Annotated in this window: 15 protein-coding genes and 1 pseudogene; 6 read left to right on the plus strand and 10 right to left on the minus strand. The window is 41.1% G+C overall.

The features are described from left to right. Positions 1-126 precede the first annotated feature (126 nt). The 3 genes from minC to minE all read left to right on the plus strand — a co-directional run bounded on the left by minC (position 127) and on the right by minE (position 2,482). Positions 127-1,161 (plus strand): septum site-determining protein MinC, encoded by a 1,035-nt coding sequence (gene minC / locus RM368_RS10915; RefSeq protein WP_322694095.1) that lies wholly within the window; start codon positions 127-129, stop codon positions 1,159-1,161. 181 nt (positions 1,162-1,342) lie between these two features. Beyond that, positions 1,343-2,149 (plus strand): septum site-determining protein MinD, encoded by an 807-nt coding sequence (gene minD, locus RM368_RS10920; protein WP_109012001.1) that lies wholly within the window; start codon positions 1,343-1,345, stop codon positions 2,147-2,149. Between the two features lie 36 nt (positions 2,150-2,185). Next, positions 2,186-2,482 (plus strand): cell division topological specificity factor MinE, encoded by a 297-nt coding sequence (minE, locus tag RM368_RS10925; RefSeq protein ID WP_292776638.1) that lies wholly within the window; start codon positions 2,186-2,188, stop codon positions 2,480-2,482. Positions 2,483-2,754: 272 nt separating this feature from the next. On the opposite strand, the gene RM368_RS10930 is transcribed toward minE, so the two are convergent. Beyond that, entirely contained in the window at positions 2,755-4,089 is a 1,335-nt protein-coding gene (locus RM368_RS10930) for a hypothetical protein (RefSeq protein WP_322694096.1), read from the minus strand. Between the two features lie 1,101 nt (positions 4,090-5,190). Between RM368_RS10930 and fmt the strand changes: the two genes are divergently transcribed. Beyond that, the gene (gene fmt / locus RM368_RS10935) at positions 5,191-6,195 is read left to right on the plus strand and encodes a methionyl-tRNA formyltransferase (RefSeq protein ID WP_322694097.1); all 1,005 of its coding nucleotides are present in this window, start codon (positions 5,191-5,193) and stop codon (positions 6,193-6,195) included. Between the two features lie 80 nt (positions 6,196-6,275). Here the strand turns inward: fmt and RM368_RS10940 are convergent, their stop codons facing one another. Continuing rightward, positions 6,276-6,641, minus strand: coding sequence for a DUF6464 family protein (locus RM368_RS10940; RefSeq protein ID WP_322685160.1), 366 nt, complete (start codon positions 6,639-6,641; stop codon positions 6,276-6,278). A gap of 145 nt (positions 6,642-6,786) precedes the next feature. After that, positions 6,787-8,295: a hydroxysqualene dehydroxylase gene (locus RM368_RS10945; protein WP_322694111.1), complete on the minus strand. Its 1,509-nt coding sequence runs from the start codon at positions 8,293-8,295 to the stop codon at positions 6,787-6,789. 251 nt (positions 8,296-8,546) lie between these two features. Here RM368_RS10945 and RM368_RS10950 point away from each other — a divergent pair, with 251 nt between their 5' ends. After that, entirely contained in the window at positions 8,547-9,449 is a 903-nt protein-coding gene (locus RM368_RS10950; protein WP_322694098.1) for a class I SAM-dependent methyltransferase, read from the plus strand. Positions 9,450-9,719: 270 nt separating this feature from the next. Here RM368_RS10950 and RM368_RS10955 read toward each other — a convergent pair whose 3' ends face one another. Further along, the gene (locus RM368_RS10955; protein ID WP_322694099.1) at positions 9,720-11,768 is read right to left on the minus strand and encodes a potassium channel family protein; all 2,049 of its coding nucleotides are present in this window, start codon (positions 11,766-11,768) and stop codon (positions 9,720-9,722) included. A gap of 289 nt (positions 11,769-12,057) precedes the next feature. On the opposite strand from RM368_RS10955, the gene modB reads away from it, so the two are divergent. After that, positions 12,058-13,884 (plus strand): molybdate ABC transporter permease subunit, encoded by a 1,827-nt coding sequence (gene modB / locus RM368_RS10960; protein WP_322694100.1) that lies wholly within the window; start codon positions 12,058-12,060, stop codon positions 13,882-13,884. Between the two features lie 33 nt (positions 13,885-13,917). Here the strand turns inward: modB and rppB are convergent, their stop codons facing one another. The 6 genes and pseudogenes from rppB to RM368_RS10990 form a co-directional block, all read right to left on the minus strand. After that, a complete protein-coding gene (gene rppB, locus RM368_RS10965; protein WP_322694101.1) occupies positions 13,918-15,315 on the minus strand; it encodes a two-component system sensor histidine kinase RppB in 1,398 nt (465 codons plus the stop codon). Then, positions 15,293-16,030 carry a two-component system response regulator RppA gene (rppA, locus tag RM368_RS10970; RefSeq protein WP_322694102.1) on the minus strand — a complete coding sequence of 246 codons (738 nt, stop codon included), beginning with the start codon at positions 16,028-16,030 and terminating at the stop codon, positions 15,293-15,295. The genes rppB and rppA overlap by 23 nt, the downstream gene beginning before the upstream one ends. Before the next feature lie 31 nt (positions 16,031-16,061). Continuing rightward, positions 16,062-16,547: a DUF2808 domain-containing protein gene (locus RM368_RS10975; protein WP_322694103.1), complete on the minus strand. Its 486-nt coding sequence runs from the start codon at positions 16,545-16,547 to the stop codon at positions 16,062-16,064. A 457-nt stretch (positions 16,548-17,004) separates the two neighbouring features. Beyond that, positions 17,005-17,121: pseudogene (locus tag RM368_RS10980) on the minus strand (CemA family protein); the annotation flags it as partial. Positions 17,122-17,147: 26 nt separating this feature from the next. Then, positions 17,148-17,690: a hypothetical protein gene (locus RM368_RS10985; protein ID WP_322694104.1), complete on the minus strand. Its 543-nt coding sequence runs from the start codon at positions 17,688-17,690 to the stop codon at positions 17,148-17,150. A 100-nt stretch (positions 17,691-17,790) separates the two neighbouring features. Next, positions 17,791-20,967, minus strand: coding sequence for an efflux RND transporter permease subunit (locus tag RM368_RS10990; RefSeq protein WP_322694105.1), 3,177 nt, complete (start codon positions 20,965-20,967; stop codon positions 17,791-17,793). Between the last annotated feature and the right edge of the window lie 36 nt (positions 20,968-21,003).

The following is a 21,003-nucleotide window of genomic DNA, read 5'->3' on the forward strand; positions in this document are numbered from 1 at the left end:
CGGACTAATATCCCGCTACGCCAACACCCCTTTTCCGTGACACAAATCCAAAATCCAAGTTGCGCTGTCAGCGCACCAAAGGTGCGACCCAAAATTGAAAATCTATTGTCTTTTGGCTAGTACTGCATGACTTCTGATTCTGCGATTCCCAATCTAAAGTCAAATTCTGCGCTTCCTAATGCAGAATCAAACTCTATCCTTTCTGAGGTAGAGGCAAATCCTACTGTTTCTGATGTAGAGTCAGATTCTATCCTCCCGGATGCTGAGTTAAAATCTCTCCTCCTTTATTTAAAATCAGATACTGTTCTTGGGGATGTAGAGTCAAATCCTGCTGACCCAGATGTAGAGTCAACAAATATTGATGCCGGATCGGATTTTATCCTGACTGATTTAAATCCCAATGAGTTAGCATTACCAGCGCATCGCGTAAATGATAATACTCAAGTCCAGTTAAAAAGTAAGGAGGGACGACTTTTATTAATTTTGCCCTCAGAATCTCAAGTATCTGCTTCAGAACTCACTTGGTCAGATATTTGGCAACAAATCAGGCAACGTCTGAGTGCAGGCGATCGCTTCCGTGTATCTAATACACCTGTGCATTTAATGGCACAAGACCGTTTGGTAGATACCAGACAACTCCAAGAACTCGCCGAGGCTTTGAGTGAAGTCCAACTCCGGCTAATATCTGTCTCGACGAGTCGGCGACAAACTGCGATCGCTGCTGTCACATCTGGGTATTCAGTAGAACAATTACAGCCCGTAACTTCCCTGAGTTCCGAGCCAACAGCTACAGCGATCCCCCAAGAAGATGCCCTCTATTTAGAAATGACAGTCCGCTCTGGAGTAGAAATTCGTCATCCTGGGACAGTAATTCTCTTGGGAGATTTAAATCCAGGTGGTATTGTAATTGCAGATGGAGATATTATTATCTGGGGTCGTCTGCGTGGAATCGCTCATGCTGGGGCTGGAGGCAATAGTGAGTGTCTGATTATGGCCTTGCAAATGGAACCAACCCAACTGCGGATCGCAGATGCTGTAGCTAGAGCACCAGAAAAACCGCCAATGCAGTTTTTTCCAGAGGTGGCACATATTACGCCCCAAGGAATTCGTATCGCTAGGGCGACTGATTTTTCCAGAAACCAATTCACCAAGAGCAATTAAGAACCATAAATATTTACTTAAAGAATGAAGTATATAAGTAAAGATGAAATAAAACAAATATTCATGCCTCACCCTCATCAGGGAGAACAGATATTTCTTCATACTTGATACGATACTTCATACTTTATACTGCAATTTACTGTTTTATATTTCCTGAACCCTCATTGACCGCATTTCTATCATGACTCGCATTATTGTGATTACCTCCGGTAAAGGAGGAGTGGGTAAAACCACAGTTTCAGCAAATTTGGGTATGGCTTTAGCCAAAATGGGGCGTCAAGTTGCTTTGGTTGATGCGGATTTTGGTCTGAGAAATTTGGATTTGCTGTTAGGGCTGGAAAACCGCATTGTTTATACTGCGGTAGAAGTCTTAGCCAGAGAATGCCGTTTAGAACAAGCCTTGGTGAAAGATAAGCGCCAACCCAATCTCGTACTTTTGCCGGCAGCCCAAAATCGCTCCAAAGATGCAGTCACACCCGAACAGATGAAGTTATTGGTGAATGCACTAGCGCAAAAATATCAGTATGTGATTATTGATAGCCCTGCCGGGATTGAAAATGGGTTTAAAAATGCGATCGGCCCAGCCAAAGAAGCGTTAATTGTTAGCACACCAGAAATTTCCTCAGTTCGCGATGCGGATCGGGTAGTAGGGTTACTAGAAGCACAAGGTATCAAGCGTGTTCATTTAATAATTAACCGCATCAGACCCGCAATGGTGCAGGCAAATGATATGATGTCAGTGCAAGATGTTCAGGAACTTCTCGCCATTCCCTTGATCGGGGTAATCCCTGACGACGAGCGTGTTATTGTATCTACCAATCGCGGCGAACCCTTAGTGTTAGCAGAAAATCCCTCTTTAGCTGCCACAGCCTTTGAGAACATTGCTCGTAGATTAGAAGGAGAAAGTGTCGAATTTCTGGAGATCGACTCGTCCCAAGACAGCATCTTCGCCCGGATACGAAGGTTGTTCAGGACAAAGATTGTCTAACTTACTTTTCCAGTCTCCGCGCCAGACCTATTCGTAATGATTGAACTTCTAGAAAAACTTTTTTTTCGCGGCCCTGATAGCAGTCGAACTCAAGTTAAACGTCGCCTGCAATTGGTGATTGCTCACGATCGCGCTGATATAGATCCTCAAACGTTGGAAAAAATGCGCAAAGAAATCCTAGATGTAGTCTGTCGCTATGTAGAAATTGAGACAGAGGGCTTGGAGTTCTCCTTAGAAAGCAACCAACGAACCACAGCTTTAATTGCCAACTTACCCATCCGCCGGGTGAAGGGTGCTATACCTGAATGGGAAAGAGGTGATAAGCCTCTCTAGGTTTAATTTTAAGTATTTTTATTTATGATTTAGTTAAATTATTGGTTCGTAGTCAAGACTTTAGTCCTGGCTTTGAGGACTAAAGTCTTGATTACAAACTGCTTTTTATAGATGGTTTGGTAGATATTATATTGCTGATTGAAAATATGAATTTGTCTCACCAAACCAGTAAAAATTGAAGATATTCAATCTCTGTCACTCTCCGAAAACACAGATAAAAAATCCCGTTGTCAGCAGTGACGACAACGGGAGTATGTAGGGTTTTTTATAATCTATCGGTAGGCAACTTGGGGGCCTGCCCAAATTTCTGTCACCTTTTTACCAAAAGTAATCGCGCGATCGCTGTCGGTTGTAGTGATAGTCTTACCATCATTAGCAACTTGCATTAATGGCCAGTTTTCCTCGCCCAATTCTCCCGCACGGAATAATACGCGATCTGGTTGGCTTTTACTCCAGCCTAACAATACGGCAATTTTTTCATGTTCTTCGTCACTTACAGGAGCGACTGTGTTAGCGTGATTTTTTTGCCGATCCCAAATCACTGCACTATCTGTAGAATCACCTGTGTTAAATATACCATCAAACTTGCGTGCTAAGAAGCGATCGCCTTTTTCTGACCAGCTAACTGGAACTAATACTCCAATCTTACCGCTCGGATCGGTTTCTTCTGACGATTCCGCTTTTACTGCCTTTACCTTTAATAAAGGATCGCTAACTGGAGTCGTTGAAGCCATCACCCACAATTTCTTAGTGTGCATATCTTGGACAAACAGCACGCTGGTGACACGGCTGTTGTACATTTGAGGTTTTACCTCCAGTTGCACCCGACTATAAACAGCATATTTACCATCTGGAGAAATCACGGGTACGCTGCGATAGTGACGCACTCCAGAACCACCATTAGCAGCAACAGCTTCTTGAGTTGCTGTAATCCATTTCCAAGGAATCGGATGAGGACTACCTATTGGGTCTATTTGTTCTGCTTGGGACTCATTAGCTGGTTCCACAACAGGTATTTCCGTCATTGTGGTTGATTGAGATTCTTTAATAGCTGGTGCTACTTGAGTTGCTGTCAATGATTCAGTCAAAGACTTTTCTCTAGAGAGATAATTTTCTTGTCCTCTTAAAAACTTGACATTAGCAGCTTTAAGTTTGCGGATTAAATTAAGTTGACTAACAGGAACATCTGTTGATGGTGCGAGTTCAACTGCTGCCAAAGAATCGGGAACAGTTACATCACTTACATCTAAATCGCTGCTTGACAGATAATTATCTACTTCAGTTGAAGACTCAATTTTATTTGCTGGTAATACTTGCGGTTCCTGAACAGCAGTACTTTGTGTTGGTACAGAGTCAAATTCTTCTGTTATCGATTCGATTTGATCTGTTTTTAATGTTTCAGCTATCTCAGGTTCCCCAACTACAGCTATTTCCTTTGATCCAGAGTCAGATTCTTCAGTTATCGAAGTTAGTTTATGTACTTCGGATCTTACTGGGATCGTGTGAGCCGATGCTCCTAATAAAGGTGCAATCAGTATCACAACGACAACGTAATTGAGAAATGGTTGGGTGCGGAACCATCCTGACAGCAAAAGGGGTTTAAGCATTTGTAGACTCTCTAGAGGGGGCAATTGCTATGTGAGAAGCAATACATCAACAGCAACGAGCAGGTGGTAGTTATATGTATAACAAGAAACTAAAACTAATGACGAAATAATATCTTCAAAGTTTGCAGAGGTTTACAAAAATTAAGTATCATTGTCTACACCTTTTCTTGCTTAGATACGGAATATTTTTTTGCAAAAATATGCGAGTATAGTAAATATGCTGAGAACTCAGTAATTACTACACGATATATAGTGTCCTATACCCAAACACACCAAAAATAAGTCTTGGTTAAGAAATATTGAGGATATAGTTTGAGGAATGAGGCTGGCGAACAAGAGTTAGATAACTCAGCTATCGGGGATCGTACTAGCGATCGCTAGTACACTGCAAATAAGCTAGGTTACACACTAAATATAACAGCGCAAACCCTCATGATAGTAAACGTGAGGCGTTAATTAAAAACCTGGGAAAGCGGACGCATAATACATCATACTCAGAATATATTGCTATCAGCAACCCAAAGTTATAAATTGCTTTCTAAACTACAGAAGTAGTTAGAAGACGCAATAGTTTTTCGGAAATGTAACTACATTTAAAGTTAATTTCAAGCAGACGATCGGGAACACAACAAAATTCACTCGGTAGATGCTCTAGCGACTCGCAAAGAAAAACCACTAAGTGATTAATTTCACTAGAGGCAAATGCGGCTGATACTAGCTGTTACGCTTGTCAACTTAACCCGGCAAGTTAATCAAGCAGCCTTTGGTTTGATGAATACGAAGATATTGTACCACCAAACAGCCAATATTATTTACAGCTAACAACTGTATTTTGCAACTGCGTCCCGAATACAGAAACCTGCTAGATGCAGGCTTAGTGAATTCTGTTTCAACATACAACTTAAATAGACCTCTTGCAAAAATATATTTTTGCACTCTTAGGGTAAAGGGAAAAGGGTAAAGGGAAAGGTTTTTGAGTTTCTTTACCCTTTTCCCCTTCACCTTTACCCCGATAAATGCCAAGAAGTCTAATGTTGTCAGTTATGAAGGGCGCACTTACGATGAACTAATGACTCACAACTAAAAACTACTAAATTATTAATGAAAATTGTATTTTTTGGTACACCTCAGTTTGCTGTACCCACCTTGGAAAAATTATTGAATCATTCAGAATTTGAGGTGCTGGCGGTTGTAACTCAACCAGATAAACGCCGGGAACGCGGAAATAAACTTACACCTTCACCCATAAAAGCGATCGCTATTGCTCACAACTTACCAGTATGGCAACCCGAACGGGTGAAAAAAGACAAAGAAACTTTAACTAAACTCAAACAATTAGATGCAGATGTGTTTGTTGTTGTCGCTTATGGACAGATTTTATCGGCAAAAATCTTGAATATGCCAAAATTAGCTTGCATTAATGTGCATGGCTCGATTTTACCCAAATATCGCGGTGCAGCACCGATTCAGTGGTGTTTGTATAACGGTGAGAGAGAAACGGGGATCACCACCATGTTGATGGATGTGGGGATGGATACCGGCGCAATGCTCCAAATAGCCACTACACCGATTGGATTACTGGATAATGCTCAAGATTTAGCCGACAGACTAGCAGAAATCGGTGGGGATTTGTTGGTGGAAACTCTGTTGAAGTTGGAACGTAAAGAAATTCAACCAATACCTCAAGATAATTTAGCAGCTACTTATGCGCCTCTAATTCAAAAACAAGATTATGCTTTGGATTGGTCAAAAAGCGCGCTCCAACTACACAATCAAATCAGAGGCTTTTACCCTAACTGCACCGCTACCTTTCGTAACAACCTGCTGAAAATCACCGCTTCTGCTCCTCTTGGTTCTGTAAGCGATTGCGATCTCCCACCAGAATTACAAGAATTAATACATAAATTGCCTGATTTGTCAAATACATCAGATCGACCAGGAGTTGTAGTCAGCATTGCTAAAGGAATTGGCGCGATTGTCCAGACTGGGGAAGGTTTATTGCTGTTGCGAGAAGTTCAGCTAGCTGGTAAACGTCCCCAGTCTGGATGGGATTTTGTGAATGGTACCCGCTTAACTGTAGGAGAAGTTTTTGGTACGGGAAGCTGACGGGGATGGAAGAGATGAGGGAGAATAACTTTTAACTCCAAACTTGTAACTCCAAACTCCAAACTCCAAACTCCTCACTTCTAACTCCTAACTTCTAACTTTTCATAAAAGCGGCAAGATTCGCAAGGGCCATCTGGGTTGACTGCACAGCGAATAAGTTCTGAATGAGCATTGTAGCAGCAGGTGGCATCGCCGACTACCCAACGTCCCGCTACCAAACTTTTCTCAGATGGTCGTTTAGCAGACTGTACATAAATGGCAATATTATGCAAGCGGTAGCGCCCAGCTTGAAGTTTGTATCTATGACGGCGCTCTAAAACCGCGTAGGTTTTACCTTCAAAATCAAGATAGTTTCCGGGTTGGGGTGTCCAATCAAGTTGCACTCTACCGAGGGACTCACGCGGGTGCGTCAGAATCACCTCAGTTGGTAAAGAGTCTGGCTCCATAAGCTTATGTGATTTGATTTACATTATAAGGATAGTATCGCGATCGCTTTCTTTAGCTTATCGAATTTAAATTACAATTGATGATTAACTAGATTTGCGAGAAATATACATGCAGTAGGGATGCACTGCTGTGCTACCCTACAGATTACGGCAGCCAAAAGTCAGGTAGGATAGATTTGCTCAATTTACGCAAAGTTTGGTTGAGCGATCGCGCCACTTGGATATGCACTTCGTCCTCTTCTACAGCTAAAATCTCAGCTGGCTTACCTTTTCCCAAATAAGACACTACTAAATTCGCTGCCTCCAAACCAGTAACATAAGCCTTTTCCTGCGACCAGGAACCATGACGGTTCACAATCCAATCCCCACTCATAAACACATTCTCAAAACTTGTCTTCGCAGGCAACATATAACGATAGCTACCAGGTGCAAAGTGAGTCACTGCTTGAGGTAGCCGAATGATACTACTATCAATTATCTTTGCCTCCCGAAATGCTGGCACACAAGTTGCTAAATAACCCTGAACTATTGCTAATATTTCCTCATCACTCAAACCAAGAAACTGATTTGCGTGATAGAAATCAGCTTCAATCACTGTTCCCGGCTCATCTCGATATTCATCATGTAGAGCATTCAAATCAAAAAACGTCCAACCTGTAGTTACGTCGAATCCAAAACAAGCATTAGAAGGACGAGGAATATCAATTTTGCGGTCAAACCATAATCGCGTGGCTAAAACATCAATTGCTCCTAAATTGCTCAAATTACGAAATTCTTCACGACTTTGTAAACTAGGGCTAGTTGAGACAATTTTCTTCATCCCTGTGATTCCAACCGCGAAAATCACCGCATCTGCATCAATTACTTCATCACCACAAACCACACCCTTAACTTGATTACTATCAACAATTAAGTCTGTAACCCGACGCTTAGGCAATACTCGCGCCCCAGCTTTTTCGATACGTTTTACCCAAGGACGAAATATCTTTTCTCCGACAGTTCCCCGACACCAAACCACATCAAAATCCGGTTGATGAGCCAGAATAAAAAAGTAAAGCATCCCTAAAGTTGCGGCGGCTGAACACTGTTCGCCAGGGGCAAATAAGCCCACTAATAACATTGGTTCAAAAGCATCGCGGTAAAGTCGCGCAGCAACGTTAAAGTCTTTGAACAATTCACGGGCAGTTACAAAATCATAGCGCCGCCAAGCTGCATCAGAATTATCAAAATCAACAACCGCATAAAGTAAAGGCAGGGCACTGAGACGGTCAATTAGTGGCAGCCGCTTAAACTGAGTGTAGAGAAAAGTTCCTAGTGGCGAGGGGAGTCGCGGTAAATCTTGAAAAATTGGTGATTCAACTTCCAAACCGGCTGGTGAATATTGCGAAGAACGAGTCCAAGTAGTAAAAGGATTAATTTCTAATTCATTGATTAAGGAAAAAATATTTCTGTAAGGATACCAAAACCCATGAATCCCAGCTTCCACAGATTTTCCGGCTGCTGTTTGCCAACCTGCCACCAATCCCCCAGGATAGGGGCCTGCTTCTAGAAGTGTCACATCATAACCTTGTTTTGCCAAATGGTAGGTTGCTCCTAAACCAGCCCAACCCGCACCTACAACTACCACCCGTTTTTGTTGTAACCCTCCTACCATCGCCGCCTCCAATTGTTGCAGTCCATCAACTAATGTATACGAACTTGTGTTTCGATCGAGCAAGGGTTGTCATTATAGCGGTTTTCACTTGGATGCAATAGGCTCTTTGCTAGCACATTCCATCGAATTTAAAATAGTTATAAACTTGAAAAAAGGCTTAGGGAAAGCCGTTCAGTAAAAATCACTTGCGGTTAATGCTGAGTTAAGAGTATAACAGAAAACAGAATTCACTATTGATGAGGATAATCATAATGTCTCAATTAGCAAATGTAAAATCCAGTCTAAATGACTTTGAATTACGAGATGGAATTTATTTTCCCAGCGACTATGAACAATTAACTAATACTCAACATAAAAAAACATGGGATGCAATTGGTAAAACATATTATGGCTCCCAAAAAATTGAAAAAGTTGCAGCAACATCACCTATTAAACAAGATTACACTCTGCTAACTGGTACGCCTGGAGGTACTTGGAACAAATTTCCGTTGAATAAATCTGTTGGTTCTATTCTAGAAATTGGTTCTGGTTATGGTCGCGCACCTTTACATCTTTCTAAAGCGAAAAATCTCAAATGCGAGAAATATTACGGCATTGATATTTCTGAACCTTTATTGCGGCGGCTAATCAAAGTTAAACAAGAATATAATTTTTTCCCAGAAGCTGAATTTAACTTGATTTGCACTTCTGCTGAAACATTGCCTTTAGAAGATAATTCTATAGATTTGGTAATTTCTAATTGCGTTTTTATGCATATTCCAGATGCCCAATTAAGAAATTTATTAGCTGATATTTCTCGTGTGCTAAAACCTGGTGGAATTTTTGTTTTTAATCATTCCTTTCACAATAAGTCTTGTCCTTCTCATATTATCCATAATTTTATCAGAAGGCTGAACCCATTTGTGAGAAATCCAGTTTACCTCAAGCAATATTCATCTGCTGAAATAGAAGAAATGTTAGCTACTGCTGGGATGAAAGCTAAGTGTCCAGAATACATTGTCGAACCAACAGCAGAGTATGCAATTTTGCCGGAAACTATCAAAGGGATTCCGGTGCCGTTTGCTAATGCTATCAACAGAAGTCTCAAGCCATCAGATAATTTAAAAGAAACTTTGGCTTATGGTTTTAGTGCTTACAGTACGAAACTGGATTAATTAAGAAACTCTCTGATTGTTACAATAAACGGAATACAAATAATCTACAAAAGCACAACAATGTTGTGCTTTTATTTTTACAATAAATGCCTATGAACTTTAGTTTTTTATTTTTTACTTTGAGTTTGATTATTTAGTCTAAACTCCAATCATCACAAAGACGCGATAAATCGCCGTCTCTACAATAATCAGTCTTTTGTTTTGACGGCGATTCATCGCGTCTCTTGCCTTAACCGAACAGTATTGATATGACTTCTAGTTATGGGAGGATTAAGGTTGCCCAATGAAGATTAGATTCGCCAAAACTTGTACTTTTGTTAACTCGCGCACGAGACGTTGAGCTTGATGTTTATAAAGTGGTATTGGTAACACTCTAGGCAAATTATTCATCCATTGTCTAGCGGTCGTGGAACTACATCCCGTAATCAAAACTATCTCTTGGGCGCCATACATAATGGCATTTGTAGTCAGAGCTTTTTCAATCTGCACGCTCCATTGGCGAGGCAGCATTTCACCCCATTCAATTCGCTGCAAACTACTGCTTGTGGCTAAAACAATCAAGCGATCGCCAGCATCAAGCTTAACATCATACCAGGGCATTAAAGAGTAATTGTCTTGCTGATATTTCTGGTAGAGAATCGGTACAACACTGTAGCCAGAAGCTATTTCAGATAAAAGCAATCCATTCAGGGTATCGCCATTTTCAATTTTGTATTCCGTCACCATGACTATTTGCTCATTCAAGTGAAACAAGCTGAGAACATTTTCTCCAAAAGCAGCACAAGCAAAAACTTCTGCCGACAAAGCCGCACCACATATAACTTGAGCATAAGGGAACAGAGGAGCGACATTATCACTAAATTGGCGGTCTTGAGAGCGGATAATCAAGGTAGTGGCGGGATTCATTGCATGAGCCATCAAACCAATTTCCAGATTTTCCATATTGTCATCCCCAACTAAAATGATGCTTTTAGCATGGGAGATATTCGCCTTAATGAGTGCTTCGGTAGCATTACCAACGACAAGGGGCATATCGGGTAAAGTTTCTTGGTCGAGAGTGGTAGGATGAATTCCTACTAACGGCTGGTTGAGTTCTTGTAAAAGAGCAGCTACTTTTTGTCCCAAGCGATTTAAGCCAATAATTATTAGATGGTTGCGTTGTGGTATTGGAGGGCGGGAATTGAAAAAATGGAATCTTGAAGTGACAAGAGCATCAGTCAGCAGTGCATATAATACTCCCACGAAAGCTTGACCTGTCAACGTCAGTCCCAGGCTAAACAACCGCAACCACCAAGGGATAGCGTCTGAGGGCTTTGATTGCGCTGCAAACTCAACACCACCAAATAAATCTCCGTATCCTCCCAAGAGCAAAATTGCTGTCGCATAGAAAGCTTCTTGGATGCTGATATCAGGATAATATAAGCGGTAAAGAACTATCCCAACAAACCACAGGATGATTACAGTAATCGCATAAATTGTTGCAATTCGCCGGATTTGATTTTGGCTTTGGTAGTAAGATTGCCAAAATTGGACTATTTTCTCCTTGAGATTTATCGCTGTGATACCTTGGATAAACTGTTGCCAATGCCACTTTTGGTTATAAGATTGTCGGCGTTGTTCAGAGAAAGCTAAATCGTATGCCACATCAATGTAAACTAGCGTGTCTCCTACCTGCACTTCTGCCTCTGGATTCCAGCCAAACAATTCTTTGAGTGGCTTAGATGAAACAGGTGTATGACTCAAGATGCGGCGAGTTGTCAGATTAAGTCTATGTACCGGCTTCCCATTACACCAGCTATCCTTTGCTTGTACCTGATGCTTTATGACTTGCAACAGTTGCCCTTCTAAGGTGAAATATCCAATAGCTTCAGAACCAAGGGCTGTCAGAGCGAAGGCATGAGCTGAAAGATGAGTAGGTTCAAAGGCAACAAAATTACCGAGATTTTCCCACAAGAGTTTGTTGAAATTTTGTTTGTCAGAACGTACAATCAAGCGAACGTGCGGATTAAGACGCCGTGCTGCAAAGGCAGCTTCTATATTTATCCGCTCATTTCTGGTTACTAAAAGTATGGAACGACACTGACATATACCTGCTTGCTCTAAAACACTTGGCTGGCGGCAGTCTCCTACGATTAACTTTTCTAGTAAGTTAGGTACTTCTGGGACTTCCCAATGTTCGGGCTGCACATCCTCAATGGCACTGACTTTAACATCGTATTCTTTGAGGATTGCAACGCAATGTTGCCCTAAACTTTTGAGTCCGCATACTAAGAAAAGGTCTTGGGGTTTTTTTTGATTGCTGGTAGGAGGAGGATGCACTTTCTGTTGACGGTAGTATTAGATACTGCTAACAGGATGTGTTTACTAAGGTTTTTACACTTGGGTAATTTCCAACAATTTTAGCAGTTGGTTTCAAGATGAGTATCAAATGATCGTAAACCGTATCGAATTCTGATATTTGATACCTAACTGAAGGCGAATCTTGTTTAAATCTTGGATATTTTTGGGATTTCCTTGATTGTGATGTAATTTACCAACTTTTTCCAACATATTCAAGCCAAAGTTGGTAAATTAGGGATTAGTTGAGCTAATTCTTCCCTACGCAACTATGCCATTGGATTTATCGCCTCTTTGGATATCACTCAAAACTTCATTACTTGCCACATTTATTACCTTCTTTTTGGGTATCGCTGCTGCTTACTGGATGCTGGGATATGGTGGCAGAGGTAAATCGTTGATTGAGGGTATCTTTATTGCGCCCCTGATTTTACCGCCTACGGTTGTTGGGTTTTTGTTACTGCTATTTTTTGGCAAAAATGGCCCTGTAGGGAAATTCATGGGGGCTTTTGACTTCAGCATCGTCTTTACTTGGTATGGTGCAGCGATCGCAGCTACAGTAGTTTCTTTCCCTTTAATGTATAAAACTGCACTGGGAGCCTTTGAACAAATAGATGCTAATTTACTGCGAGTCGCTAGAACCCTTGGTGCAAATGAAACCACAATCTTTTGGCGCATCAGTTTACCCTTAGCACTACCCGGCATTGTCGCCGCCACAATGCTGGCTTTTGCCCGTGCTTTAGGAGAATTCGGTGCGACATTGATGCTAGCTGGTAACATTCCCGGACAAACGCAGACAATTCCAATGGCGATTTATTTTGCAGTGGAAGCGGGAGCAATGAATGAGGCTTGGTTTTGGGCGATCGCAATTATGGTGATTTCTCTTTTTGGAATTATTGCAGTCAACTTCTGGCAAGAATTGAGAGAAAAGAGGAGGGGGGCAGGGGAAGCAGGGGAAGCAGGGGAAGCAGGGGAAGCAGGGGGAGCAGGGGGAGAAAATCTTTATACTCCGCACACTAGCTTTGAATCTGGGGGATTGTTTGTCAACATTGAAAAAATACTTCCTAGCTTTGATTTAAAAGTTGCTTTCAATACTGATGAGCAACCCTTGGGATTGTTAGGGGGTTCTGGGGCGGGTAAGAGCATGATTTTGCGCTGTCTTGCGGGAATAGAAACACCCACAACCGGGCGCATAGTTTTAAATGACAGAATTTTGTTTGACTCAGAACAAGGAATTAATGTACCCAGCCGCGATCGCCGCATCGGTTTTTTAGTGCAGAATTATGCTCTGTTTCCCCATATGAGTGTGGCGCAAAATATCGCTTTCGGCTTGCCCAAAAACCTATCTGCTGGAAGTATTCGGGTACAGGTTGAGGAGCAACTAATAGCGATGCAGTTGCAGGGATTAGGCGATCGCTATCCGCACCAACTTTCTGGGGGACAACAACAACGGGTAGCCTTAGCAAGAGCATTAGCGAGTCAACCGGAAGCATTGCTTTTAGATGAGCCGTTTTCCGCACTTGATACACATCTGCGTAGTCAATTAGAACAGCAAATGACAGAAACTCTTGCTGATTACCAAGGTGTGACTCTATTTGTCACCCATAATATGGAAGAAGCTTATCGGATTTGTCCAAATCTGTTGGTATTGGAGCATGGCAGAGCCGTTCATTATGGCAGCAAACATGAGATTTTCCAGCATCCTGCTACCGTTAGTGTCGCCCAACTTACTGGATGTAAAAACTTCTCCCGCGCTGTTCTCCAGTCATCTCAACAGGTGGAAGCGATTGATTGGAGTTGTACTCTACAAGTAATTGAACCAGTCAAGAGCGAATTATCCCACGTGGGTATCCGTGCCCATCAGTTTATTTTTACCAACAACTCATCACAGCAAAATACCTTTCCTTGCTGGGTAGTACGAACAAGTGAAACGCCCCACCGGATGACATTGTTTCTCAAACTACATTCGGCTGGAAAGAATTCTCAAGATTACCATCTGCAAGCTGAAGTCTTTAAAGAAAAATGGGCGACGATGAAAGACCAGCCTTTTCCTTGGTATGTGCGTTTAGATCCTCTGCGGTTAATTTTGATGGAGTGAACGCAGAGATACACAATGCAATCTCAATTCCACTCAATTTTCATCTGTTGATAGACAGGTCAGTTGCTTCTGTTTTTCTGTCAAGGGTAAGTGAACGATAAAGGAGCTACCTTTACCAACTTGGCTTTGCACCTGCATACTACCTCCATGAGCCTGAACAATTGCTTGCGCGATCGCTAATCCCAATCCAGATCCACCAGTACGACGTGAGCGATCGCTGTTCACTCGATAAAAACGGTCAAAAATCCACTTTTGCTCGTGCGATGCAATGCCAATACCTGTATCTTGAACTTCAATTACAGCAAGACCGTTGGTGCGTTTGAGGATGACAGTTACATAACCGCCAGCAGGGGTGTATTGAATAGCATTGGCAATTAGATTAGAAAGTACACGTAACAGTTGATCTTCATCTCCCATTACGTATAAAAGCTCTTGACATAACACTAAAGATGTTAGCTGCAAAGAAGCCGCAGCCGCTAACGCTGAAAATTCTTCTATCAGGTCATTAATCAAAATATTCAAACAGCAATGTATTTGTTGTGTCGCCTGCGTTTGCTGTTCCAATCGAGACAGTAACAGCATATCCTGAACTAATTCAGCTAGTCGATAATTTTGACGTTGAATAGATGCCAAAATATCTCGCGCCTCCTCAGATAGATACTCCATATCAAATAAAGTTTCTACCGTTGCATTAATCGCTGCTAGAGGAGTACGCAACTCATGAGAGGCATCAGACGTAAACTGTTGCATTTGTTTATACGAAGAGTCAATTGGTCGCATTGCTAACCCTGCCAGCCACCAACTAGAACCGCCAACTAACAATACCGTAATTGGCAATCCTAGCGCCAAAATTACTTTCAAAGCCGCGAGACGATTATCAAGGTCATTTAAACTGCGCCCTACCTGAATATAGCCCCAATATTGATTATCTTGAGTGTGCAGCAGTAAAGACTTTTGACTGTAACGATTACCTTGTAAGTCTTTGAGTGTTTGCCAAACTTGGGGAAGCACAGTCGGTGGCAATTCATCCGCTTGGAAACCTGCCACTGCAATTAACCGTCCTGAACCATCGACAAAACGGATGTAATATTGCTTATCTTTGTATACAGGACTAAAAATGCCGTGTTCATCAGGAGTGGTTTTACCGTGCCGAAGGATCTTTTGGGTAGAACAACTGGACTGGGCTAAACAAATATTCGGTAAAACCTGCCGAAAAACTGGCTCTGTAATACCAGGTTGTTTCAAATTTGGTTCAATTACATCATGAAGTGTACCCGCTACCGATTCCAGTTCACGGTTGATAGAAACCACATAAGCATCAATAATTACCTCATAAACCACGAAACCGCATAAGGACAGAATTAAAGCCATAACTACCGCATACCAGGTAGCCAATTGCCAGCGAGTCTTACGAAATAGTCGAATTTGCATTGCCAGGATTGAAACGATAGCCCATACTAGGGATTGTTTCGATTAGCCCATCACAACCATACTCCGATAATTTACGTCGCAAAAGTCGGATTTGAGCTGCTACTACATTACTAACGCGTTCTGCACTAAAAGCATACAGATGATTCAAAATCTGGTCGCGAGTAATAACTGTATTAGGACGTTTCATCAAGTACTCTAATAATTGAAATTCCTTTTTTGTTAAATAAATTACCTTATTTTCCCCATTAGAATACTGACGAGAAACTGTACAATTACCGCAATCTAGGATAAGGCCACCAACGTGCAATTGTAAAGGCTGGAACTGGGGTGTAAGTGTTGCACCTCCAAAGGAAGCTCGCCTTTGCAAAGCCCGCAACCGTGCCAGTAGTTCTGCCATGCCAAACGGCTTGATCAGATAGTCATCAGCCCCTGCGTCTAGTCCAGCAACCTTATCTGCCATGCTATCTTTAGCGGTTAACATTAGCACTGGTAAAGCGTTGCCCCGCTCCCTTAAACGCTTGCACAGTTCTAAACCTGACATTCCCGGTAGCAACCAATCAAAAATTGCCAGTGTATATTGAGTCCAATCATGTTCTAGATAAATCCAGGCTTCATTTCCATCCAAAACCCAGTCAACAATATATCTTTCTTTACTCAACTTTCGCTGAATCGATGCACCCAAATCTGGCTCATCTTCCACTAGCAAAACTTTCATAATCAAGAGATGTATCTTAGCAATTTGTTCATTAAATTACACGCAATTGAGCGACACCAATTGGTAACTCTACATTCATACCAGCGAGAATTGTAGATATCTTGTAGAACTGATCGCCAGTGGCCATTGCTGTTTTTTTAACATTTTTCATTTCTACGATGATGATAGTTCCAGGAGCGACTGACTCAGAAAACTCTAGCGTAGCTTTTTTGCCTTGAATAGAAACTTTTGCCGCAATTTCTTTACCAGATTCCTCGGACACATCAATACTTTCTCTAAGAACAATGTTAGCTGGAGCTTCGATTATTAGCTGAGAAATAGCCTTACTGTTTTGGGGAACTGCTATTTTTAAAGTATGTCTGAGAATTCTCCAGTGGCGAATACCTTGAGGAGATTCCCCTAAGCTAATAACGTGAGGAAAGTTACTAGATTTTGGTGTAGAATTTGCATAAGTAGCTGGAATTAAAACTACCATACTTAAGGCTAAAATCGAAGTGTGTATCAATTTTCTATTCATTACCCTCTTATGATTACCTCACTATATCCATCAATTATCAGAATCATCTTCGGTGAAAGATGTTACCTCTTAATAGCTTGACAAAGTGAGATGAAATTTGGGTGAAATTTTAGCTAGTTCAAGGAATTTTTTAAAAATAAAAATAAATAAGGATTTTTGATAGAGCCGTAACGTTTCGTAAACGTATACTTTTTTATAGTCTGGTTATAGACTCAAAGCTCTTTCTAACTTCGTTTTAAAATATAACGATATTGACAAACAGTTGAAGAAGCAAAATATTAGTATTTAAAGTTGTTATTATTATGTTACAAATCGACATAAGTTTAGTATTTTTTGTATTTGTATAAAATTAGATATATAGCAACAGTCAAGGTGGTTAAGACATCAACAGACGATAAAAATTAGACACAAAAAGGCTTTTCACCCAGTCCCTAGTTCTTTGCTATATTTATAAAAATTATTCATTCATGTTATGGTAAGTGGCAACAGATGAAGGAGAACTGCGATTGAGGTAGCAGAAGATTCAATATTTAAAAACTGTATCCATAACCACTGGGACAGTAGCAATAATTAAAGATTATTGCTACCACTTGCTGTTAATTATCGTTTAAAAGTAAAGCGACCGTTCATCTTTTCAGCATTAATATCAGACAGAATAGCAACTTTATACTCACCTGCTGCTTTTTCAGAAAGTACAGCATGGTAATGTTGTTCTTTAGCTTCATAGGTGAGGGGAAGTGATTTTTGACTCCCATCAGGTAGTTGAATTTGAGCCGTTACCTTGGCATTTGAAACTGTATCGTACTTCTCTCCTTTCTTTAAATAGAAATCTATGTGAGTTACATCCTTTTGCGGTTCAGCAAGAAACTCTAAATGATACTGCCCCGACTCAATAACTTGACCGCCGTGTGAATGCTCGCCTTTGCCATCTTCGGAATGACCTTGAGCATTATTTTTATTATGAGAATGACCATCATTTTCTGAGTGATTATCTTTTGCTGCGGTTTCAGTCTTGGCAGCCGTTGTTGTTGATGCTACTGAATTATTCTCTGAATTTGCAGCTTGATTACTACCGCTACAAGCACCTAAGAAAAGCAAGCTGATACTGCCTAAAAATACAAAGCTAGTTTTTAACAATTTCATTGATTTACACTCCTCAATATTTTGGAAATTAACAACTAAAAACTTGCCTCTAATGCAACTTCTGTCTGCATCACAAGCTGGCGGAGTTGTTCTAAGAAAATTAATTTTCTAAAACAGGATTAGCAACCTTACCATCCTCCACAAAGGCTAAATTTTTCTGAGGCAATAAAAATTTACCAAATTTAGAATATAAAGCAGGTAAAACTATCAAGGTTAAAGCTGTAGAAGTAAACAAACCACCCAAAACTACTATCGAAAGTGGTTGCAAAACTTCTTTACCTGGCCCTACTGCAATGACTAATGGTACTAATCCCAATACCGAAGTAAATGATGTCATTAAAATAGCATTAAGTCGCTCCATTGAACCGGATATAAGGATTTCTTTTAACGACATTCCGCTATCAAATTTAGTTATGTAATTGTCTACTAAAAGCAGTCCGTTGCGAGTAGCTACACCAAATAAAGTCACGAAACCTACCAAGGAAGCAACTGAAACAACGCCTCCTGTTAATGCTACAGCAATTACACCTCCGACTAAAGCGATGGGCAAGTTAATCATAATCATTGCTGTAGAAGCAATAGATTTGACAGAAAGATACATTAATACCGTAATTACTACGAAGGAAATGCCACTGAAAATCAAAATATTTTGTGAGGCTCTTTCTTCGGCTTCAAATTGACCGCCATACTGAATAAAGTAACCAGAGCGCAATTGTATTTGGGACTTGACTTTGTTTTGAATTTCATTGACTAGCGATCGCAAATCTCTACCTTGAGCATTCGCAGATACTACAATTAGACGAGAGACATTTTCCCGGTTAATAGTATTGGGGCCAGTACCATAAGTAACTTTAGCCACCTTAGCTAAAGGAATTTTATTTGCCCCTGCATCTCCCCCAACAGAAGGGATATCAACTAATAAATTTTCAATTGTTTGTAAATTATTCCGGTATTGTGGTTGTAACCACACCACTAAATCAAAACTTTGTTGCTGCTCCAAAACTTGCGATACCACTTTGCCATTGAGCGCAGTTTCAATTATGTTAGATAGTTGCCCAACAGTTAAACCATAACGTGATGCGGCAACACGGTCAAATTTTATTTGCATCTGTTCTATGGGAACTTGCGGTTCTAATTGTAAATCCACCAGCCCAGAAACAGATGACATTACACCTTCAACTTGTTTACCAATTCGGCGGAGTTCTTCTAAATCCGAGCCAAATATTTTCACAGCAATTTGACTTCTGACCCCGGATAATATTTCATCAATCCTGTGGGAAATAAATCCACCAATATTGGCGGCTGCACCCGGTACTTGATTAAATTCTTCTCGCAACCATTCTACTGTCTCTTTACGTTTTTCCATTCCTTTGTCGCTCAACCCAATGTCGAGGTGAGCGAGATTTACGGGTGCTGCATCTGGGTCATTAGGGGCGCGTCCTGCCCGTAATTGCACATATTTTAACCTGGAATCGTCTTTTAGTTTAGTCTCCAATACAAAAGCGGCACTGTTAGTAGCTTCTAAAGATGAGCCTGGATAAAGAGCTAAAGTATTGACCAAAGTTGTTTCTTGAAACTCTGGTAAAAAAGCCCGTCCTAAAGCTGGAAAAATCACTGTTGCCGCTATCATTCCCGCCACAGCCACAGAGATAATAATCATGGGACTGTGAATAGCAAAATCTAAACAAGGATAATATAGCCGCTTGAAAATTCGGGGTATTAATGGTTCTTTTAACGGCATTTTTTTGTGCGGAAGTAAAATTGCACATAACGCCGGACTCACTAGTAATGATTCCAAACTGGAAACCATGACCACTACCAGATAAGTTATGCCCATTGGGCCAAAAATTCGACCTTCTACACCTGCGAGGGCAAATATCGGAGCAAAAACGACAATAGTAATTAAAGTTGCTCCAATTAGAGATTCTTGAACTTCCTGTACTCCTGCAAAAATAATTTCTAGTACCGGACGAGGGTTGGGAGAGGACTTATTTTGTCGCAACAAACGAAAAACATTTTCCGCATAGACAATGGCATCATCAATTGCTGTACCAATGGCTACGGCTAATCCTCCCAAAGTCATTGTGTTCAGCCCTAAGCCCAAAAAAGATAATACTTGTAATGAAAATATAAAAGTTAGGGCAAAATTTAACAGCACAACTCCCAGAGTCCGCCAATTCATCAAAAAAGGAATGAGGATAAGTGCAGCAATAATACTGCCTTCCACCAAGGCCGATCTGACATTTTCTAGTGAAGCATCGATATAATCTGCTTGGCGGAAGGTTTGTGTTACCTTTACTCCTTGAGGTAAACCTGCTTCCAACTCTGTCATTGCAGTTTCAATGGCACGGGTAACGGTAGGAGTATCAGCTAGGGGTTGCTTATTCACCATCACCACTACTGCATCTTTGCCATTTAAGCTGCCATCGCCTATCTTAATCGCACCGCCAATTTTAATTTCGGCAACATCTCCCAATCGCACAGGCGTTCCTTGACGGGCAACAATCACAGATTGTTTTAAATCGTTCAGGGATTCAATTCGCCCAATTCCCCGAATCAAAGTTTGCTTATCAGGTGTGATTAAAAAGCCACCAGGAGCATTGACATTTGCTCCTTGTACTGCTTCAGATACTTGCTGCAAGGATACATTAAAAGCTCTGAGTTTGTTCGGATCTACTAGTACTTGATACTGACGCACATCACCGCCATACACTAGCACTTGACTAACGCCAGGGACTCCCAAAAGGCGGTTTGTCACTTGCCAATCAATGATGCGGCGTACTTCCATCAAATCAATTTGGGATTTGAGGTTTTGGTTTTCTCCCTCATTTTCTACTGTCAAAGCATATTTTAATACAGTGCCGATAGGCGAACTAATAGGAGCAAGTCTAGGTGTTTCAATTCCTTCGGGTAGCTTACTCACTGCTTGTTGCAGTCGTTCTTGTATCAACTGGCGGGCTTGATAGATATCTGTTCCCCAGCCAAAAACAACTCTGACTACAGAAAGTCCTGCTGAAGAGGAAGAACGAACTGCACCGATCCCTGGTGTACCGTTGATTGAGCTTTCAATTGGTAATGTCACCAAAGATTCTATTTCTTCAGGAGCAAGTCCGGGAGCTTCTGTTTCAATTTCGACTTGGGGAGGTGCGAAGTTGGGGAAAACATCCAACGGCATTTGCGGAATGGTATTAAATAATATGATTACTGTGGAAATAAGTGCCGCAATTACTACTAACCAACGTCGAGAAATTACCCATTTAGCGACTGCACTAATCATTATTTATTGAATTGTTGATTGCTAATTTTTGATTTT

Origin of the sequence: Nostoc sp. DedSLP03, from assembly GCF_034530815.1 — a bacterium.
In the GTDB taxonomy this organism is placed as follows: Bacteria; Cyanobacteriota; Cyanobacteriia; order Cyanobacteriales; family Nostocaceae; genus Nostoc.

Excerpts from the sequence above, each read along its gene's own strand:
- RM368_RS10985 (WP_322694104.1), bottom strand. The coding sequence starts at position 17,690 with ATGAAATTGTTAAAAACTAGCTTTGTATTTTTAGGCAGTATCAGCTTG.
- RM368_RS10990 (WP_322694105.1), bottom strand. The coding sequence starts at position 20,967 with ATGATTAGTGCAGTCGCTAAATGGGTAATTTCTCGACGTTGGTTAGTA.
- minE (WP_292776638.1), top strand. The coding sequence starts at position 2,186 with ATGATTGAACTTCTAGAAAAACTTTTTTTTCGCGGCCCTGATAGCAGT.
- minC (WP_322694095.1), top strand. The coding sequence starts at position 127 with ATGACTTCTGATTCTGCGATTCCCAATCTAAAGTCAAATTCTGCGCTT.
- modB (WP_322694100.1), top strand. The coding sequence starts at position 12,058 with ATGCCATTGGATTTATCGCCTCTTTGGATATCACTCAAAACTTCATTA.
- RM368_RS10975 (WP_322694103.1), bottom strand. The coding sequence starts at position 16,547 with ATGAATAGAAAATTGATACACACTTCGATTTTAGCCTTAAGTATGGTA.
- RM368_RS10950 (WP_322694098.1), top strand. The coding sequence starts at position 8,547 with ATGTCTCAATTAGCAAATGTAAAATCCAGTCTAAATGACTTTGAATTA.
- rppA (WP_322694102.1), bottom strand. The coding sequence starts at position 16,030 with ATGAAAGTTTTGCTAGTGGAAGATGAGCCAGATTTGGGTGCATCGATT.
- RM368_RS10930 (WP_322694096.1), bottom strand. The coding sequence starts at position 4,089 with ATGCTTAAACCCCTTTTGCTGTCAGGATGGTTCCGCACCCAACCATTT.
- RM368_RS10940 (WP_322685160.1), bottom strand. The coding sequence starts at position 6,641 with ATGGAGCCAGACTCTTTACCAACTGAGGTGATTCTGACGCACCCGCGT.
- fmt (WP_322694097.1), top strand. The coding sequence starts at position 5,191 with ATGAAAATTGTATTTTTTGGTACACCTCAGTTTGCTGTACCCACCTTG.
- RM368_RS10945 (WP_322694111.1), bottom strand. The coding sequence starts at position 8,295 with ATGGTAGGAGGGTTACAACAAAAACGGGTGGTAGTTGTAGGTGCGGGT.
- minD (WP_109012001.1), top strand. The coding sequence starts at position 1,343 with ATGACTCGCATTATTGTGATTACCTCCGGTAAAGGAGGAGTGGGTAAA.
- rppB (WP_322694101.1), bottom strand. The coding sequence starts at position 15,315 with ATGCAAATTCGACTATTTCGTAAGACTCGCTGGCAATTGGCTACCTGG.